This window comes from Flavobacterium macrobrachii (genome assembly GCF_014486675.1).
Lineage (GTDB): Bacteria > Bacteroidota > Bacteroidia > Flavobacteriales > Flavobacteriaceae > Flavobacterium > Flavobacterium macrobrachii.
On the sequence record NZ_JACTAC010000005.1, the window covers coordinates 1 to 15385 of the forward strand.

At 34.2% G+C, this 15385-nt stretch carries 15 protein-coding genes and 1 tRNA gene; 6 read left to right on the forward strand and 10 right to left on the reverse strand.

Features of this window, described 5'->3' with window-relative positions; all coding sequences use genetic code 11:
* The first annotated feature begins 173 nt into the window (after positions 1-173).
* Positions 174-5120, forward strand: coding sequence for a glycine-rich domain-containing protein (locus IAI56_RS02280; RefSeq protein ID WP_187656324.1), 4947 nt, complete (start codon positions 174-176; stop codon positions 5118-5120).
* A 160-nt stretch (positions 5121-5280) separates the two neighbouring features.
* Positions 5281-5457 (forward strand): hypothetical protein, encoded by a 177-nt coding sequence (locus IAI56_RS02285; protein WP_187656325.1) that lies wholly within the window; start codon positions 5281-5283, stop codon positions 5455-5457.
* Positions 5458-5674: 217 nt separating this feature from the next.
* Here the strand turns inward: IAI56_RS02285 and IAI56_RS02290 are convergent.
* From IAI56_RS02290 to IAI56_RS02310, 6 genes are all read right to left on the reverse strand, one after another.
* Positions 5675-5748: transfer RNA gene (locus tag IAI56_RS02290), tRNA-Arg, on the reverse strand.
* A gap of 189 nt (positions 5749-5937) precedes the next feature.
* The gene (locus IAI56_RS16205) at positions 5938-6078 is read right to left on the reverse strand and encodes an SsrA-binding protein (RefSeq protein ID WP_239106973.1); all 141 of its coding nucleotides are present in this window, start codon (positions 6076-6078) and stop codon (positions 5938-5940) included.
* 143 nt (positions 6079-6221) lie between these two features.
* Positions 6222-7040: an aspartyl-phosphate phosphatase Spo0E family protein gene (locus IAI56_RS02295; RefSeq protein WP_187656326.1), complete on the reverse strand. Its 819-nt coding sequence runs from the start codon at positions 7038-7040 to the stop codon at positions 6222-6224.
* Positions 7041-7136: 96 nt separating this feature from the next.
* Positions 7137-8810, reverse strand: a complete 1674-nt coding sequence (locus IAI56_RS02300; protein ID WP_187656327.1) for a M56 family metallopeptidase — start codon at positions 8808-8810, stop codon at positions 7137-7139.
* A gap of 58 nt (positions 8811-8868) precedes the next feature.
* Complete coding sequence (locus tag IAI56_RS02305; RefSeq protein WP_169522486.1) at positions 8869-9234, reverse strand: BlaI/MecI/CopY family transcriptional regulator; 366 nt, start codon at positions 9232-9234, stop codon at positions 8869-8871.
* A 97-nt stretch (positions 9235-9331) separates the two neighbouring features.
* Positions 9332-10564 carry an MDR family MFS transporter gene (locus tag IAI56_RS02310; RefSeq protein WP_187656328.1) on the reverse strand — a complete coding sequence of 411 codons (1233 nt, stop codon included), beginning with the start codon at positions 10562-10564 and terminating at the stop codon, positions 9332-9334.
* A gap of 96 nt (positions 10565-10660) precedes the next feature.
* On the opposite strand from IAI56_RS02310, the gene IAI56_RS02315 reads away from it, so the two are divergent.
* Together IAI56_RS02315 and IAI56_RS02320 are read left to right on the forward strand one after the other, a co-directional pair.
* Positions 10661-11260 (forward strand): DUF1684 domain-containing protein, encoded by a 600-nt coding sequence (locus tag IAI56_RS02315; protein ID WP_187656329.1) that lies wholly within the window; start codon positions 10661-10663, stop codon positions 11258-11260.
* Positions 11260-11901 (forward strand): TatD family hydrolase, encoded by a 642-nt coding sequence (locus tag IAI56_RS02320; RefSeq protein ID WP_187656330.1) that lies wholly within the window; start codon positions 11260-11262, stop codon positions 11899-11901. The genes IAI56_RS02315 and IAI56_RS02320 overlap by 1 nt, the downstream gene beginning before the upstream one ends.
* Here IAI56_RS02320 and IAI56_RS02325 read toward each other — a convergent pair.
* Both IAI56_RS02325 and IAI56_RS02330 read right to left on the reverse strand, forming a co-directional pair.
* Complete coding sequence (locus tag IAI56_RS02325; RefSeq protein WP_187656331.1) at positions 11898-12656, reverse strand: TIGR02757 family protein; 759 nt, start codon at positions 12654-12656, stop codon at positions 11898-11900. The two genes, IAI56_RS02320 and IAI56_RS02325, sit on opposite strands and share 4 nt — an antisense overlap.
* 3 nt (positions 12657-12659) lie before the next feature.
* A complete protein-coding gene (locus IAI56_RS02330) occupies positions 12660-13319 on the reverse strand; it encodes an ABC transporter ATP-binding protein (RefSeq protein WP_187656332.1) in 660 nt (219 codons plus the stop codon).
* 141 nt (positions 13320-13460) lie between these two features.
* Here IAI56_RS02330 and folE point away from each other — a divergent pair, with 141 nt between their 5' ends.
* Both folE and IAI56_RS02340 read left to right on the forward strand, forming a co-directional pair.
* A complete protein-coding gene (folE, locus tag IAI56_RS02335; protein WP_187656333.1) occupies positions 13461-14129 on the forward strand; it encodes a GTP cyclohydrolase I FolE in 669 nt (222 codons plus the stop codon).
* A gap of 58 nt (positions 14130-14187) precedes the next feature.
* Entirely contained in the window at positions 14188-14505 is a 318-nt protein-coding gene (locus IAI56_RS02340; protein WP_239106972.1) for a hypothetical protein, read from the forward strand.
* Here IAI56_RS02340 and IAI56_RS02345 read toward each other — a convergent pair whose 3' ends face one another.
* Positions 14506-14817 (reverse strand): DUF6787 family protein, encoded by a 312-nt coding sequence (locus IAI56_RS02345; RefSeq protein WP_187656334.1) that lies wholly within the window; start codon positions 14815-14817, stop codon positions 14506-14508.
* A gap of 31 nt (positions 14818-14848) precedes the next feature.
* Positions 14849-15283 carry a DUF6146 family protein gene (locus IAI56_RS02350; protein WP_187656335.1) on the reverse strand — a complete coding sequence of 145 codons (435 nt, stop codon included), beginning with the start codon at positions 15281-15283 and terminating at the stop codon, positions 14849-14851.
* Between the last annotated feature and the right edge of the window lie 102 nt (positions 15284-15385).

Here is a 15385-nt window from a genome sequence, read left to right on the forward strand (position 1 = left end):
GAAACGATAAAAGTTATTAACACAAAAACGTTTGCGAATTATTATATAAAATAAAAACAATAATTTTTAATGTCCCTATATCGATTTATTAAATATTTAATTATCAAAAGCCTACATGATTATAAAATGAGAACCTATTGAAATTAATTTAACTAACCAAAATACCACAGCTTATGAAAAATAATACATTATTATTTGGCTCTTTATGCAGTAACTCATTACCAAGTGCTACATACAAAAATTATTTTACAGAAAAAATAACAGATAATGCCAAGAGCATTCATAAGCGATGGATGCTGATGCCATTGATGGCATTGGTATTTTTATTTACTAACGGGAATGCGTGGGGGCAGGTTGTTCAAACTTATACCACCGCGGGTTCTTATACTTGGAGATGTCCCGCTGATGTAACCTCAGTTACTGTTGAATGCTGGGGCGGTGGCGGTGGTGGTGGTGGTAATGGTGGCCCTGCAACGTCAAATCACAGTAGAGGAGGTGGTGGTGCAGGAGGCGGTTATGTAAAAAGAACAACTTACACCGTCATACCAGGAACTGTATATTCGATAAATGTTGGTTCCGCTGGTTCTGCAGGTTCTGCAGGAAATAGTTCTACTGCTGGTGGAGATGGAGGTGAGGGTGGAGCTTCTTGGTTTGAAACATCTTCGACAATAGTTGCCGTTGGAGGAAATGGAGGGAAAGGAGGAGGAATTACAAATGGTACTCACAATGGGGCTGGGGGTGCAAAAAAATCATCAGGAAATATTGGATTTGATGTAGGTATTTCTTATTATGGCGGCTCTGGAAGTTCTGGATTAGGTGCCTTTAATAATAGTTCTGCTGCAGTCGGGAATAGTGGTGCTGGTGGCGCAAGTGCTGGCACAAGTGCTGATGGGGGTAATGCAAGTGGTATCACTGCTGGAACGGCAGTTACGGATGGTGTTGCAGGTGTTGGTGGGAGAAATAGCTCTAATAATGGTATTCCCGGTAACGCTGGAGGAGGAGGAGGAGGAGGTGGTTTTAGATGGAGTTCTACTTCTGGTAATTCAGGGGGAGCTGGTGGTGTAGGTAAAGTTGTTTTAACATATTCTTATTGTGCATCTGCAGCGGTCAGTGTTGGTCAGGGTACTTGGACAAACAATCAAAATGATAACACATCGGGATTAGGTGCATGGACTTTATCTAGTGGAGGCGGAGGAGGACACTTTGCTGCCGGTTCTGGTAGTGGAAACGATATTCTTAATGGAGGAACTAACGCCTGGGGTATGTTCGCCAACGGGACCAATCCTGCGTCTAACTTCTCCAATGCTACTCGAACGGTTACTATGAATGTAGGCAATGTGCTTAGTTTCTCAATGGACAATATGGGTGTAAATACGGGTAGCTCCGTTGGTATTAGTCTGCAAAATAGCAGTGGAAATAGTATTATGGAGTTTTATTTTCGTGGTGGTCAATCTATCTATGAAATCGCTGATAATGCCGGTTCAAATATTTCAACGGGTGTCCCTTATACAACAAATGGCTTGAATATTACTATTACTTATGTTTCTACTACCACTTATGATATAAGCATCACTCCCAGAAATGGTTCTACGACAACTATGTCAGGTAGAACTTTTTCTAATCCTCCAGGAGGTCGTGTGCCTGGAATTATTCGTTTTTTCAATGCCGGTGCAGGAGGTTCTGGTGTTAATGTGTATTTTAATAGTCTGACCATAAGTCGTCCAATCATAACGGCTCATCCTTCTACTGGTTCTCAAAGCACTTGTAACGGTAGTGGTACAGATTTGTCTGTAACAGCAATAGGCGCATCTTCTTATCAATGGTTTAGCGCTACTGACGCTGGAGGAACTACGGGTGTTACCAGTCTGGGCAGTAATAATGGTGCGCAAACAGCAACATATACCCCAACAAGTGCGTCTGCGGGCACATTATATTACTATTGCGTAGTAACAGGTTCTTGCGGATCTACTGCCAGAAGCAATGTTTCGGGAGCAGTTACTTTCAATGCGCCAGCAGTAGGGGGTACGGCGTCTGCGACATTTACTTCTCTCTGCTTAAATTCAAGTACGGGTTTAAGTTTAACGGGGCATACAGGAACGATTCAATGGCAAAGATCAGAGGATAATTCAAGTTGGAGTAACATCAGCGGGGCAACTTCAACTAGTTATACAACCCCCAATCTCATTGTTACCAACTATTATCGGGCTGTGCTTACAAACGGGACGTGTACTGCAAATTCAAATGTGCTTACATTAACTGTTCCATCGGCAGGATATGTAAGTAATGCGTCTCTTTCAACTTACAACAGTAGTTGGTCAAATTCCCAAAATGATAATACAACCGGATTTGGAGCATGGACATTATCAACAAGCGGTACTGCAGGATTTTTTACCGGATCTTCAGACATCAATAACGGAGGATCCCGTTCTTGGGGGTTATTTGCAAATAATGGTTCTGTTGCTAATGCTGTGCGTACTGCATCAATGTCCATTGGAAATACAATCAGCTTCTCAATGGATAATAACTGGATTGATAATTCATATAGTGTTGGCTTTAATCTGCAAAATGCAAGCGGAGAAAATTTAATGGGCTTTTACTTTACAGGCGGCGGATCAAATTATATGATCAGTGACAACGCCGGCGCAAATTCATCAGGAGTTGGATATACAGCCGGTGGTTTGGATGTATCAATTGCCTATACCGGAGCCAATACTTATGCTATTTATATAACCGGTAAAGGAGGTACAACAGTATCTCTTACAGGTAGAACCTTCACTACACAAAGTGGTGGACAAGTGCCTGCACAAATTCGTTTTTACAATGGCGGTTCGGGTAATGGCTCCAACTATGACTTATTTTTCAATAGTCTTTCTATTAGCAATCCTGTCATCACTGCGCATCCTTCTACAGATATACAAAGCGTTTGTCAGAATACCTCTGCTATAGCTTTGAGTTTAACTGCATCGGGAGCTACTTCTTATCAATGGTTTAGTGCTACTAATGCGGCGGGCACAACAGGCGTTACCAATTTGGGCAGTGGAAACGGAGCACAAACAAATTCTTATACACCATCTACAGCATCAGTAGGCACACTCTATTATTATTGTCAGGTTACGAATAGCAGTTGTGGAACTGTAATCAGTAATTTGTCTGGTGCGGTAACGGTAACAGCTAGTAATGTCGTTAGTGTAACCATAGCTTCTAGTGATGCGGATAATATTATTTGTTCTGGCACAAGTATAACTTTCACAGCTACACCAACCAATGGTGGAGTTTCACCATCCTATCAGTGGAAGTTAAATGGCGTAAATGTTGGTACAAACAGCGCAACCTATACGACTACCACATTGGCAAATAATGATGCGGTAACGGTTGAGCTGACATCAAATGCAACATGTCCAACTGGTTCACCTGCGACATCAAATAGCATATTAATGACTGTTAATACTAATTGGATTGGAACTACAACATCATGGACAACACCAGAAAATTGGACTTGTGGTGTTCCTTTAACAACAACAGAAGTTAGGATTAGTTCGGCAGGAGCTTATCCTGAAATTAATTCAAATGTCACAATCAGTAGTTTAATATTAGATACAGGAACAACATTAAAAGTAAACCCAACATTCAATCTAACCGTTACAGATGTGATTGCTAATAATGGTATATTGACCATTGAAAATAATGCTAACTTATTACAAACAAATAATGTGGCAAATACAGGTTCTGGTTCAACAATTGTAAAACGAAATTCCAATCCTTTAATCCGTTTTGATTATACGTTGTGGTCATCGCCAGTTGCTGGACAAGGATTGTACGCTTTTTCACCATTTACGTCTGTAGTTCCAAATATTCGTTTTTATGAATACAATCCAATTATCACTTCACCAGCTACAACTGGTGTTTACAGCAATGATTTAGGTTTTACTCTTTCAGGCTTAGATGGAAATAATGTTAATGGCACAGATACATCGAACATTCCTTTTGCAACTGGAAAAGGATATTTAATACGTTTGCCATGGAATCACCCAACAGTTGCGGCTGTTTGGAATGGTCAATTTACTGGTGTACCTAATAATGGTACTCAAAATGTTTCTATTATAAATCAAGGCGATCGATACAATGCCGTGGGAAATCCTTATCCCTCACCCATAAGTATTTCGCAATTTGCATCAGATAATAGTGATAATATTGAGACTACTTTATATTTTTGGAGAAAAACTAACAATGCTGCTAGTCCTTCTTATTGTACTTGGAACACTGCAACGAGTACTTATGGAGATAATGGTCAGGCATATACAGAAAATCCTGCAGGAGTTATACAAACAGGTCAAGGTTTTTTTGTACGTGCAAAAGTTGGAGCAACTACCATAGCTTTTAACAATGGGCAAAGAATTGGGAATAATGCTAATCAATTTTTTAGAACACCTGAAAACTCTTTAACAACTATAGAAGCGAACAGAATTTGGTTGAATATGACAGGTGCTACTGCCGGATTTTCACAATCGGTAGTGGGATACTTTTCCAACTCTGAACTTGGCTTAGATGATACTGATAGTAGATTTTTTAATGACGGTCCTATTTCGCTCACAACCACTATTGCTGGCGAAGATTATGTTATTCAAGGAAGACCATTGCCGTTTGATGCCACTGATGTTGTTCCAATGAAATATAAAGTTACTACTGCAGGAATTTATACTATAGCTATTGATCATGTTGATGGATTATTTATTACAGGGCAAGAAATATTTTTACGAGATAATTTGAACGCTGTAGTGCATAATTTGACTGCTGGCGCCTATACTTTCACATCAGATGCTGGTACTTTTAATAACCGATTTGAAGTGGTGTATCAATCTCAGTTAGCTGTTGACGACCAAATATTCAATAGCAATCAAGTTATCATTTACAAAAACGAAATAAATGACTTTGTTATTAATTCAGGAAATGTTATTATAGCCAATGTAAAAGTATTTGATGTAAGAGGCCGATTGCTTCAAGAGCATAGAAATGTTAATGCGTCTCAAACCACAATAAGTGTTGGTTTAGCCAATGAAATGTTATTAATTCAGATAACTTCAAAAGATGATGTTACAGTAGTTAAAAAAGTGGTCAGATAATAGTTAAACAAAACAATAATATAAGCTGTATAAGTAGAAAAAGTAATGGGGTTTTTAAAACCCCATTACTTTTTTTTAATTTAAAATTTTAGACTGTCCATTGAAAAAAAAAGGTAAGCAAATAAAATCGGACTAAAGCAATTTGAACAAATAAAAAAACTTGAGTAGAAATTGGAAAGATTACAAGACATGTATGTTGGATGGTGAGATTGCTAAAAGCGATTACCAAACAACCAAAACACGATATGAAAATATAATTACGGAATTCAAGGAGAGACAAAATAGGGCTACAGACGAAAAAGGTATTTTTGATTTATATCAGGAAAGCCATAAATAAAATAGAAACATTAGTCAACAATTCACTTATGCTGATATAAAAGATAAATAGCTATTAGTTGGTTCGATATTTCCAAATAAAATCCACTTTGAAAATAAAAAAGTTCGAACCGCGGATATAAATCCTATTTTCAATGAAATTGCTAGAATCAATAAGTCTTACGGTGTAATAAAAAAAGTGGGACAAGTCTAAAAAAAAACAGACTTGTCCCATTGAGTGACCTCGACTGGATTCAAACCAGTAACCTTCTGAGCCGTAATCAGATGCGCTATTCAGTTGCGCCACGAGGCCTTTTTTGTGGGTGCAAATATAGAGAATATTGTTAATGATGCAAATAAAATTAGATATAAAATTTAAAATTTTAAATATAAATTACTCTATATAAATTAACATTCTCAATATCAACTTCAAAAGTCAACTTCAAAAATCAAGTTAAACTTCCAACTTCCAACTCCAAACCTCTAAATTCTATATTCCAACTTAATCCAAAGCCCTAGAAGTAATATAATACCGCCAAGCAATAACAGTCAATTGCCATTTCTTAGCTTTAGAAACATCCAATCCTTGCTTAGTAAAGCTAGGAAGAAGCAGTTTATTGAGTTTTGCCAGTAGTTTATACATTCGGCAAATATAGGGAAAAGAGTGAAAGGCTTAACTACTATAGGATTTTTGGAATTGAAATTGAGGTTGATTTTAAAGTTGAAACAAGTTGAAAAAAAAGCCGCTAATAAAATTAGCGGCTTTTTAATATAAAGTGGTAAGTGTTACGCTTTTTTGACTTTGAGTATGGATTTAGCTTTCTCAACTTCTTTGTTTGGTTCTATTACTTTTTCTTCACTTAAACCGTTTTTCTCCATAAGCTTATTGATTTGTTCTTGCATTTTCTCTATTTGCTTAGACAAATCTTTTTGCTCATTAAAATTAAAGTCAGAGAAAATACTGATTTCATCATCTTCATTGGTTCCAAATTCTTCTTTGATTTTTTCTAATTCATCAGCAGTATAATCATCGCCACCTTCAACAACTTGACCATTTTCTATAATCAATGGTTTTTTACCGTCTTTTTTGTAGATACTTCTTTTTTTGGTTGTAATCGATTTTTTTCCCGGCGTAGAAAAATTAAACGACGGAATGCTATCGTTGTCAAAATTGAAGTTAAATTGCTTGAACGCTTCGCCATTTCCAAAATCGCTAAATGCCATTACATCTTCAAATGAATTGGATGGATTTCCAAAACCTACTTCGTCGTCTTGTTTGTAGAATTTAATCGTTGCAATAGGTTTGTTGTTCTTGTAACTCAGTGAACCTTTGCTTCCGTTTTTATCTTCGTAGGAAACGTCGATAGCGGTGATTTGGTTTTTGTCATTACGCTTCACATTAGCATATTTGATGGTTACGCCATATTCTGCCAAGGCTTTGATGTCGTCTTTCATTTCTTGCTCTGGCGTGGTTGCATTCCATGTCATGAATACATTTTCTTTGGAAGGTTTTTTATCCCAAGTAAACGATTTACTACTGGTTTGCGCAAAACTAAAAATAGAGGTAAGCACTAAGGCTAAGGCTAATTTCAATTTGTTTTTCATATTCTAACGTTTTAAAATTATTGCTTTATTTTATATTCAAACTTAAAAAGTTGTCATAATTTATGAAATAGTGTTTACAAAAATTTAACGTTTGGCTTATTTTTTAGCTTTAGTTTTTTCTTTTTTTTCCATCATTTTGGCTTCTAGTTTTAAGACATAGATTTCCATTTCTCTTTCAAATGCTTCCATCTTTTTTTCAAAAGCTTCCATTTCTTTTTCAAAAGGTTGCATCTGTTCGTCAATATTAGTCATTTTTTCAGCATATGCCTCAATTTGTGGTTCTATGGCTTCCATTTTCTTTTCAAACTCTTCTATTTGTTTCTCAAACTTCTTCCATTCTTTTTCATTGTTTAATGGTGTTCCGCTTGGTGGAGTTGGAGCAGTTGGCATGTTTGGAAAAGTGCCTACATTTACCTTAATTATGGGTGCAACTGGCGGAACTGGAGCAACAGGTGGAACGGGAAAATCAGCATCATATTCGTAATTATATGAATAAGCATAAGTTTCATTTTCGTTATCACCTTGGCTGTTGTTATCATTTTCTTCAGAGCGGTCCAATTGTACTAAACGAGAACTTGAGCTAGTAGTGCTTTGTGTTTTAATTTCGATCGCATTTTTAGTTAGGTAAACCAAAATTGGTGTGATTGGCTCACTACTGTTGATGTGAGAACTACTTTTGTTACCATCTTTACTTTTACAGTCAATTTTGATAGCTGTAATTTCACCATTTGAATTTCTTTTAACTTTAGAGAATTTCACAATTGCACCAGTAACATTTTTTAATCTTTCGGCTTCAATTTTCATTTCGGTGTCTGTAGTATTTTTGTCAATTTTGATACCGTTTTTAGAGTTGTTAGGTGCTTGCAATTTAGAATAATCATTTCCCTTTACTTGCGCAATGGTTTGAATTTGAAACAGTAAGATAAAACCAATTAAAGCAGGAATGATGAGTGCATACTTTAATGAATTTCTTTTGCGTGATTGATTTTTGTTTAACATAACGATTCGTTTTTTGATTAATGATTGATAAAAATTATTAGTAATGGACAAGCAGTTTTGATTAGTAACTACTTTCAATAAAGCGCGTTGATACGATTTTTTGTCTTCCATTTGTTGCATCGCTTTTTGGTCGGCAATGTATTCTAGGTTTTGCAAAATGGCTTTTTTGTACAACCAAACAAAGGGATTGAACCAAAACACAACACAAAACAATTTGGCTACTAAAACATCGATGGAATGTTTTTCTTGGCTATGGATTTTTTCGTGTAATAAAATACTTTGCAGTTCTTCGTTTGTATATAAATCAGGATTAATAACTATGTAATTAAAGAACGAAAAAGGAGCGATGTTTTGGTTTAGATTAACTAGTTTAAAATGTTCTTTTTTAATAATTTGCTGTTGAAAAAGCATTCGATAAAGCGAGATAAAACTCAAGATGATTTTGATCACTAAAAACGAAGCGATGATGATATAACTAACACAAACCAATTGCATCCAATCGAATGCTTCAACAGCCGAAACTTCTTTTATTGCTACTGGATTTTGATTGGAAAAAGCAATCAAATCTTCCATGGTATATTTAGGTCGTTCTACATAAACCACTTTCTTAATAAAATATAACGGCAATAGGAGAGAAGTTATCAATCCTGATAATAAAAACCATCGATTGCTATCGAAAAAAGTTTCTTTTCTAAGCAAAAAATGATACGCCAAATAAAACATAGCAATCAATCCGCTGGATTTTAATAAGTAAATGAAAATGGTTTCCATAGTTTGTTAATTAAAAATTGAGAATTTAGAATTTAGAATTCAGAATGTGTAACATCCTTTATCTATCGTCTTTCTTCTCTATGATAGCTAAAATTTCTCTTAGTTCGTCAGCCGAAATCTTTTCTTCTTCGGCAAAAAAGGAAACAAGGTTTTTATACGAACTATCAAAATAGTTTTCGATAGCGGTATTCATAAAACGTTTTCTGTAATCTTCCATTTGAACAATTGGAAAGTACTGATGTGTATTTCCAAAGGCATTGTGTCCAACAAATCCTTTTTCTTCTAAGTTTCGGATGATGGTAGAAAGTGTATTGTAATGAGGTTGATCTTCGGTGATTTCGGCTAACACTTCTTTTACAAAAGCTTTTTTTAGCTTCCATAAAATTTGCATAATCTCTTCTTCTTTGTTTGTTAACTTTTGCATAGTCATTTCGTTTTTTATATTTCTTCCAATTGGACAGAACAAACGTATAACTATATTTTTAGTTACACAACTATTTTTATAGTTATTTAACTATTTTTTAAGAGAGTTGTTTTTTAAGTCTTTCTTTTTGAACTAATTGATAGGTTATAATTCCTAAAATTGTTCCAATTAATCCAAAGCTTCCCATTAAAATCCAGTTGGATGAGAAACTAAATTTATCAATCATTTCCATTCCAATCATTGGACTAAAAATATGAGCCAAACTAAAACTCATCGTATAAATTGCCATGTATCGACCTTCGTGACCTTTTGGTGCGCGACTTAATGCCACAGAATTAGAGAAAGGAAAAGCAAACATTTCGGCAAAAGTCATTACAATCATCATCATCACTAAAACAGAGGTAAACCCTGAAACAAGTAACAAAAAGAAACTAATTGCCATCAAAAAACAACCTAAGGTTACCACTTTGATTTTATTAATACTTTTTCGTTCAACATAGCTTACAATCGGCATTTCGAGGAAGAAAATCATTATTCCGTTCATGGTTAATAATAAGCCGGTTTGGAATTCGGTTAAACTAAATTGTTTCTTGTGATACAACGGAATGGTGTTAAAGAGTTGGAAAAATAATATTCCGGTTATCAAACACATACTGAGAAAAAACCAAAACGGTTTGTCTTTAAAAACGGAAGTCGTCAATACTTCGCCAGGATGTTCTTTGTCTTGAAACTTTGATTTTTTCTTTTCTTTTACCAAAAGCCAAAATACCAAAATAGCTACAATACACGAAGTTCCGTCAACCCAAAACAATCCTTCGTAGCCAATTCCCATAATGATTAATCCGCCCATTGCTGGTCCAGCGGCAAATCCTAGATTGATGGCCAATCGTACTAAAGTCAACGCTCGAGTTCGGTTTTCAGGTTTGGCATACGCGCCAAGCGAAACAAACATTGCTGGTCGAAACATATCGGCAATACTCATTAAAATAAACATACCAATACATAAACCCGTAAAACTTTTGATGAAAACAAGTGTAAACATTCCTAATCCGCTAAAAAGCAAACTAAAAATCATAATACGATAGAACCCAATTTTATCGGTCAGTTTTCCACCAAGCCATGAACCAAGAAGCGAACCTGCGCCAAAACACACCATAATCCAACCTACTTGACTATAGGAAAAATGTAAATCTTCGTTTAAATATTTGGACAAAAATGGTAAAACCATTGTTCCAGCACGATTGATAAACGTGATGATGGTCAATATCCAGATTTCTCTTGAAAAACCTTTGAAGTTATTGATGTAGCGTTGAAGAGCAGTTTGCAGCATGATGATTGATTGATACAGCAAATTTACAAAGTTCTAGTTCACTTTGTTGTGTTAACTTTAGGACTTTTGAACTATTTTTGTTGAAAATACTTTTTTATGAAATCATTTTTTTCAATCGTATTCATTTTTGCAAGTTCGTTGTTTTTTGCGCAGGAAAATGCTACTCAAACAGCTCAGGAGTTTCAGGATGAACTCAATAAAAGTTACGCCGATAAAGAGAAAAGTCCGTTGACGGAAGAAGATTTTAAAACGTTTACCCATTTGGATTTTTTTCCTATATCGGATGAATTCATCATTAAAGCGAAATTCATTCGAACGCGAAAAGAAAAGCCTTTTGAAATGAAAACCACAACAGCGCGACTTCCTGTTTATAAAAAATATGGCGAGTTACATTTTACTTTTGAAGGAAACGAATACAAGTTGAGCGTATATCAAAATTTGGATTTGATTAAAAAAGAAGGTTATGAAGATTATCTCTTCTTGCCGTTTTCAGATACGACAAATGGCGAAGAAACTTATATTGGCGGACGATATATTGATTGTCGCATCCAAAAAGAACTCGAATGGACGATTGATTTCAACAAAGCTTACAATCCCTATTGTGCTTATAACTACAAATATTCATGCCCAATTGTTCCAATGGAAAACGATTTGCCAATTGCCATAAAAGCCGGAGTTAAAAAATTCCACGACTAATGAAATTCTACAATTTACATACACATAAATTCATCAACAATCCAGATGTTTTTGAACTGGTTAATCAATATCCGTGGGAATTTGACGAAACTATTTCAAACTATTCAGTTGGTATTCATCCTTGGTATATTAATGAAACTCGATTAGCAACGGATTTAAAAATAATAGAGGAGAAGTTACAACTTTCTGAATGTTTAGCACTTGGCGAATGTGGTTTAGATAAACGAATTGAAGTTCCAATGGATTTGCAAATCGAAGTTTTTGAGAAACAAATCGCTTTAGCCGAAAAGTATCAAAAACCATTGGTATTGCATCTGGTTGCTGCTTTTGATGAATTGATTGAAATAAAAAAACACTTAAAAGTTTCAGTTCCAATTGTTATTCATGGTTTTTCTAAAAGTGAACAACTCGCCAAGCAACTAATCGATAACGGATTTTATCTTTCGTTTGGGAAATATTTACTTCGTAATAAAGAAATGGAAACCGTTTTTAAATCCATACCAAACGATAAATTCTTTCTCGAAACCGATACTATAGAAGAAACCTTGGAAGAAGTTTATCAAAAAGCGGCTTTGTGTAAAACTATTTCTGTGGAAGAATTACAAGAAATGGTTGAAAAGAATTGGAATACGGTTTTTTAAAATCCTTCAAAAACACCCAATCCAAATAAAGCAAAATCATATTTTACAGGATCGTTTTGGTCTAATGATTTTAGGTTAGTGTCTAATTCTGATAATGCTTTCGCATCATTTTGCTTTCGGGTTAACAAGTTTAATTTTCTGGCCACATTTCCCGAATGAACGTCTAACGGACAAGATAATTTTGATGGTGAAATACTTTTCCAAATACCAAAATCAACGCCACAATTATCCTGACGAACCATCCAACGGAGAAACATGTTAATTCGTTTGGCAGCCGAACCTTGCAATGGATCCGAAATATGTTTGGTTGTTCGATTGCTATGTGGAATTTCAAAAAACAATCGCTTGAACTCGCTGATATTTTCTTGCATGGTTTTTTCTGTTGAAGCAAAAACAGCTTCTAAACCATTGTGATTTGTATAAATATTTTTTAACCCAATGATAAACGTTTGAAAATCAACAGAATTAAATGTTCGATGTACAAAACCGTTCAATTCTTCAAGTTGATGTTCGTTATGGTTCATCACAAAATCATAAGGCGAATTTCCCATCAATGTCATCATTTTTGAAGCATTGTTGATAATCATTTTCCGATTTCCCCAAGCAATAGTTGCGGTTAAAAATGCAGCAATCTCAATATCTTCTTTGGTTTCAAACCGATGCGGAATTTGAATAGGATCGGTTTCAATAAAGTTGGGATTGTTATATAAAATGACTTTTTCGTCTAGAAATTCTTTGAGTTCTGATGCATTCATATTTTAGGTAATCAATCCATCAACCATAACCAATTTTCGATCTGCCATGTTTGCCAATTCTTCGTTATGGGTAACAATTACAAAGGTTTGGTTGAATTCATCACGAAGTTTAAAAAACAATTCATGTAAATTTTCCGCCGAATGCGTATCTAAATTTCCCGAAGGTTCATCGGCAAAAATGACTAACGGTTTGTTGATTAAAGCGCGAGCAACGGCAACACGCTGTTGCTCACCACCCGAAAGTTCGCTAGGTTTATGTTCAATTCTATGAGAAAGTCCAAGATATTCTAATAATCTTTTGGCTTCAACTTCTGTTTCTGCTTTTTCTTTTCCAGCAATAAAAGCAGGAATACAAACATTTTCTAAAGCTGTAAATTCAGGTAATAATTGATGAAACTGAAAGATAAATCCCAAATGCAAATTTCTAAATTTAGAAAGCTCTTTGTCTTTCATATTCAAAATGTTTTCACCATTTATTTCAAGTAAAGTTTTATTGTTTTTTGAAGGATTATCCAATGTTCCAAGTATTTGTAACAAAGTGGTTTTTCCTGCACCAGAAGCACCAACAATGGAAACAATTTCGCCTTTAGCAATGTGTAAATCAACTCCTTTTAAAACTTCTAAAGTATCGTAGAATTTATGAATATTTTTTGCAGTAATCATACCGATGTAATTTTTACAAAGAAACGAAGTATTTTATAATTAATATCAATTTTATTTATGGTTGTATAATTAATAAAGTTCTGTTAATAATTATTTTTTGTTTAATATTTATCTATATTTGTTAAACAAAAAAATATATAGATGGAAACTGTTATTGAAAAAGAATTATACGATATTTTAGGTGATAATCATCAAATGACTTCTGCTGAAACACCAATGAGAAAAGATGCTTTCTTAAAATCAGACGAAGAAAAAATGAAAGTTATTGAAAACCATTTCTACGAAATTATGCATGAAATGGGTATGGATATGACAGATGATAGTTTGAAAGGAACGCCACATCGTGTTGCTAAAATGTTTATCAAAGAGATTTTTTCTGGCTTAAATCCTGCAGCCAAACCAAAGATATCCGTTTTTGAGAATAGTTATCACTACGATAAAATGCTGGTTGAAGCTAACATTAGTTTTAATTCTACTTGTGAGCATCATTTTTTACCCATAATTGGCAAAGCACATATTGGTTACATTTCTAGCGGAAAAGTAATTGGGTTGTCAAAATTAAATAGAATAGTCGATTATTATTCGCGTCGTCCACAAGTGCAAGAGCGATTAATTATGCAAATTTTCAATGAACTGAAATCGGTTTTGGAAACAGAAAATGTCATTGTTGTTATGGAAGCTAAACATTTGTGTGTTTCTAGCCGAGGTATTAAAGATGAAAGTAGTTTTACATCAACCATTCAGTATGGTGGCGTTTTTAATGAAAAGGAAAATCGAAATGATTTCTTTAATTTATTGAAGTCGGAATAAGTTGGCATTAGTTTTGATAATTATTTAGTGTTTACATAATTATTATATTTTTTACACATTGGAAACACAAATTAAAACTATTGAGAAAAGCACTTTTGAAGCTGACAAAAGCCAAAAACTAATGCTTAGTATTGTTCTAGATTTAGTAGGAATGGCTACGTTTTTAATTCCTGTTTTAGGTGAAATAGGCGATTTGTTTTGGGCACCAATTGCTGCTTATATGATGGCAAAAATGTATAAAGGTTTATCAGGAAAAATGGCTGGAGTTATGACATTTTTTGAAGAAATCATTCCATTTACTGATTTTATTCCGTCGTTTACCTTGATGTGGATTTACACTTACGTAATTAAAGGTGAAATGGAGGAAAGCAACTGATTATTTTTCGAAAAAATTTAGAATAAAACCTAACTTCATTCGATTAATCATTTTTTTAGAAAATGGATAGAAAAATTTCGATTGACCAAATAAATATCCAAATACAATCAACATAAATGGATATAACGGTAGTACTAAAATTAGTAAAATAGGATAGTAAAAATACCAAGCCATGCTTTCGTCGATACCAATGTAATCCATCAGATATTTGGAAATTCTAGCTGATAACGATCCGTTAATTGCAAAAACAATGAATATAATTATTAATTGGAAATTGGAAGTAATATTCCAGCGTTTTTTTAAGTTATTCATTTGAAATCATTGTAATGCAAAATTAACAAAATTATCGGTTAGGCACAAACCCTGCTAATCTTTGATTATAGGTGTTTTGAAAATAAATAAAGTAATTATAAATTAAATAATTCACTTCGTATCCATAATTTACATTTTGATCATAATCAATTCGCATGGTGTATAAATTTGGATCATATTGATACGGATTTTGCGCTCTAATATTCCATTCGGTAACATATCGTATGTTTTTCATTTTCATAAAATTTTCTGAATGATAACCACGAGGAAAAGCACGACCATTAATCCAAGAACTAAAACCAGGATCGATAATTATTACTTCATATTCTAAACTATCGTTGGCAATTTTTACTGTATCAGAAACTTTTTTTGAAGCAATATCATTAGAATTTGTTCCAATATCTTTTGTGCTGTTACAACCAATAACGGAAAGAAGAATAATCAATATTGAAACAATAGATTTCATCTGAAAAGAATTTCTATAAAATTAGTGAAGTTTTTCGAATGGTTTTACTGTTAAAGTGTTAAAAAAAACAGGTCTTGTTTATGAGACAAGACCTGTTTAACT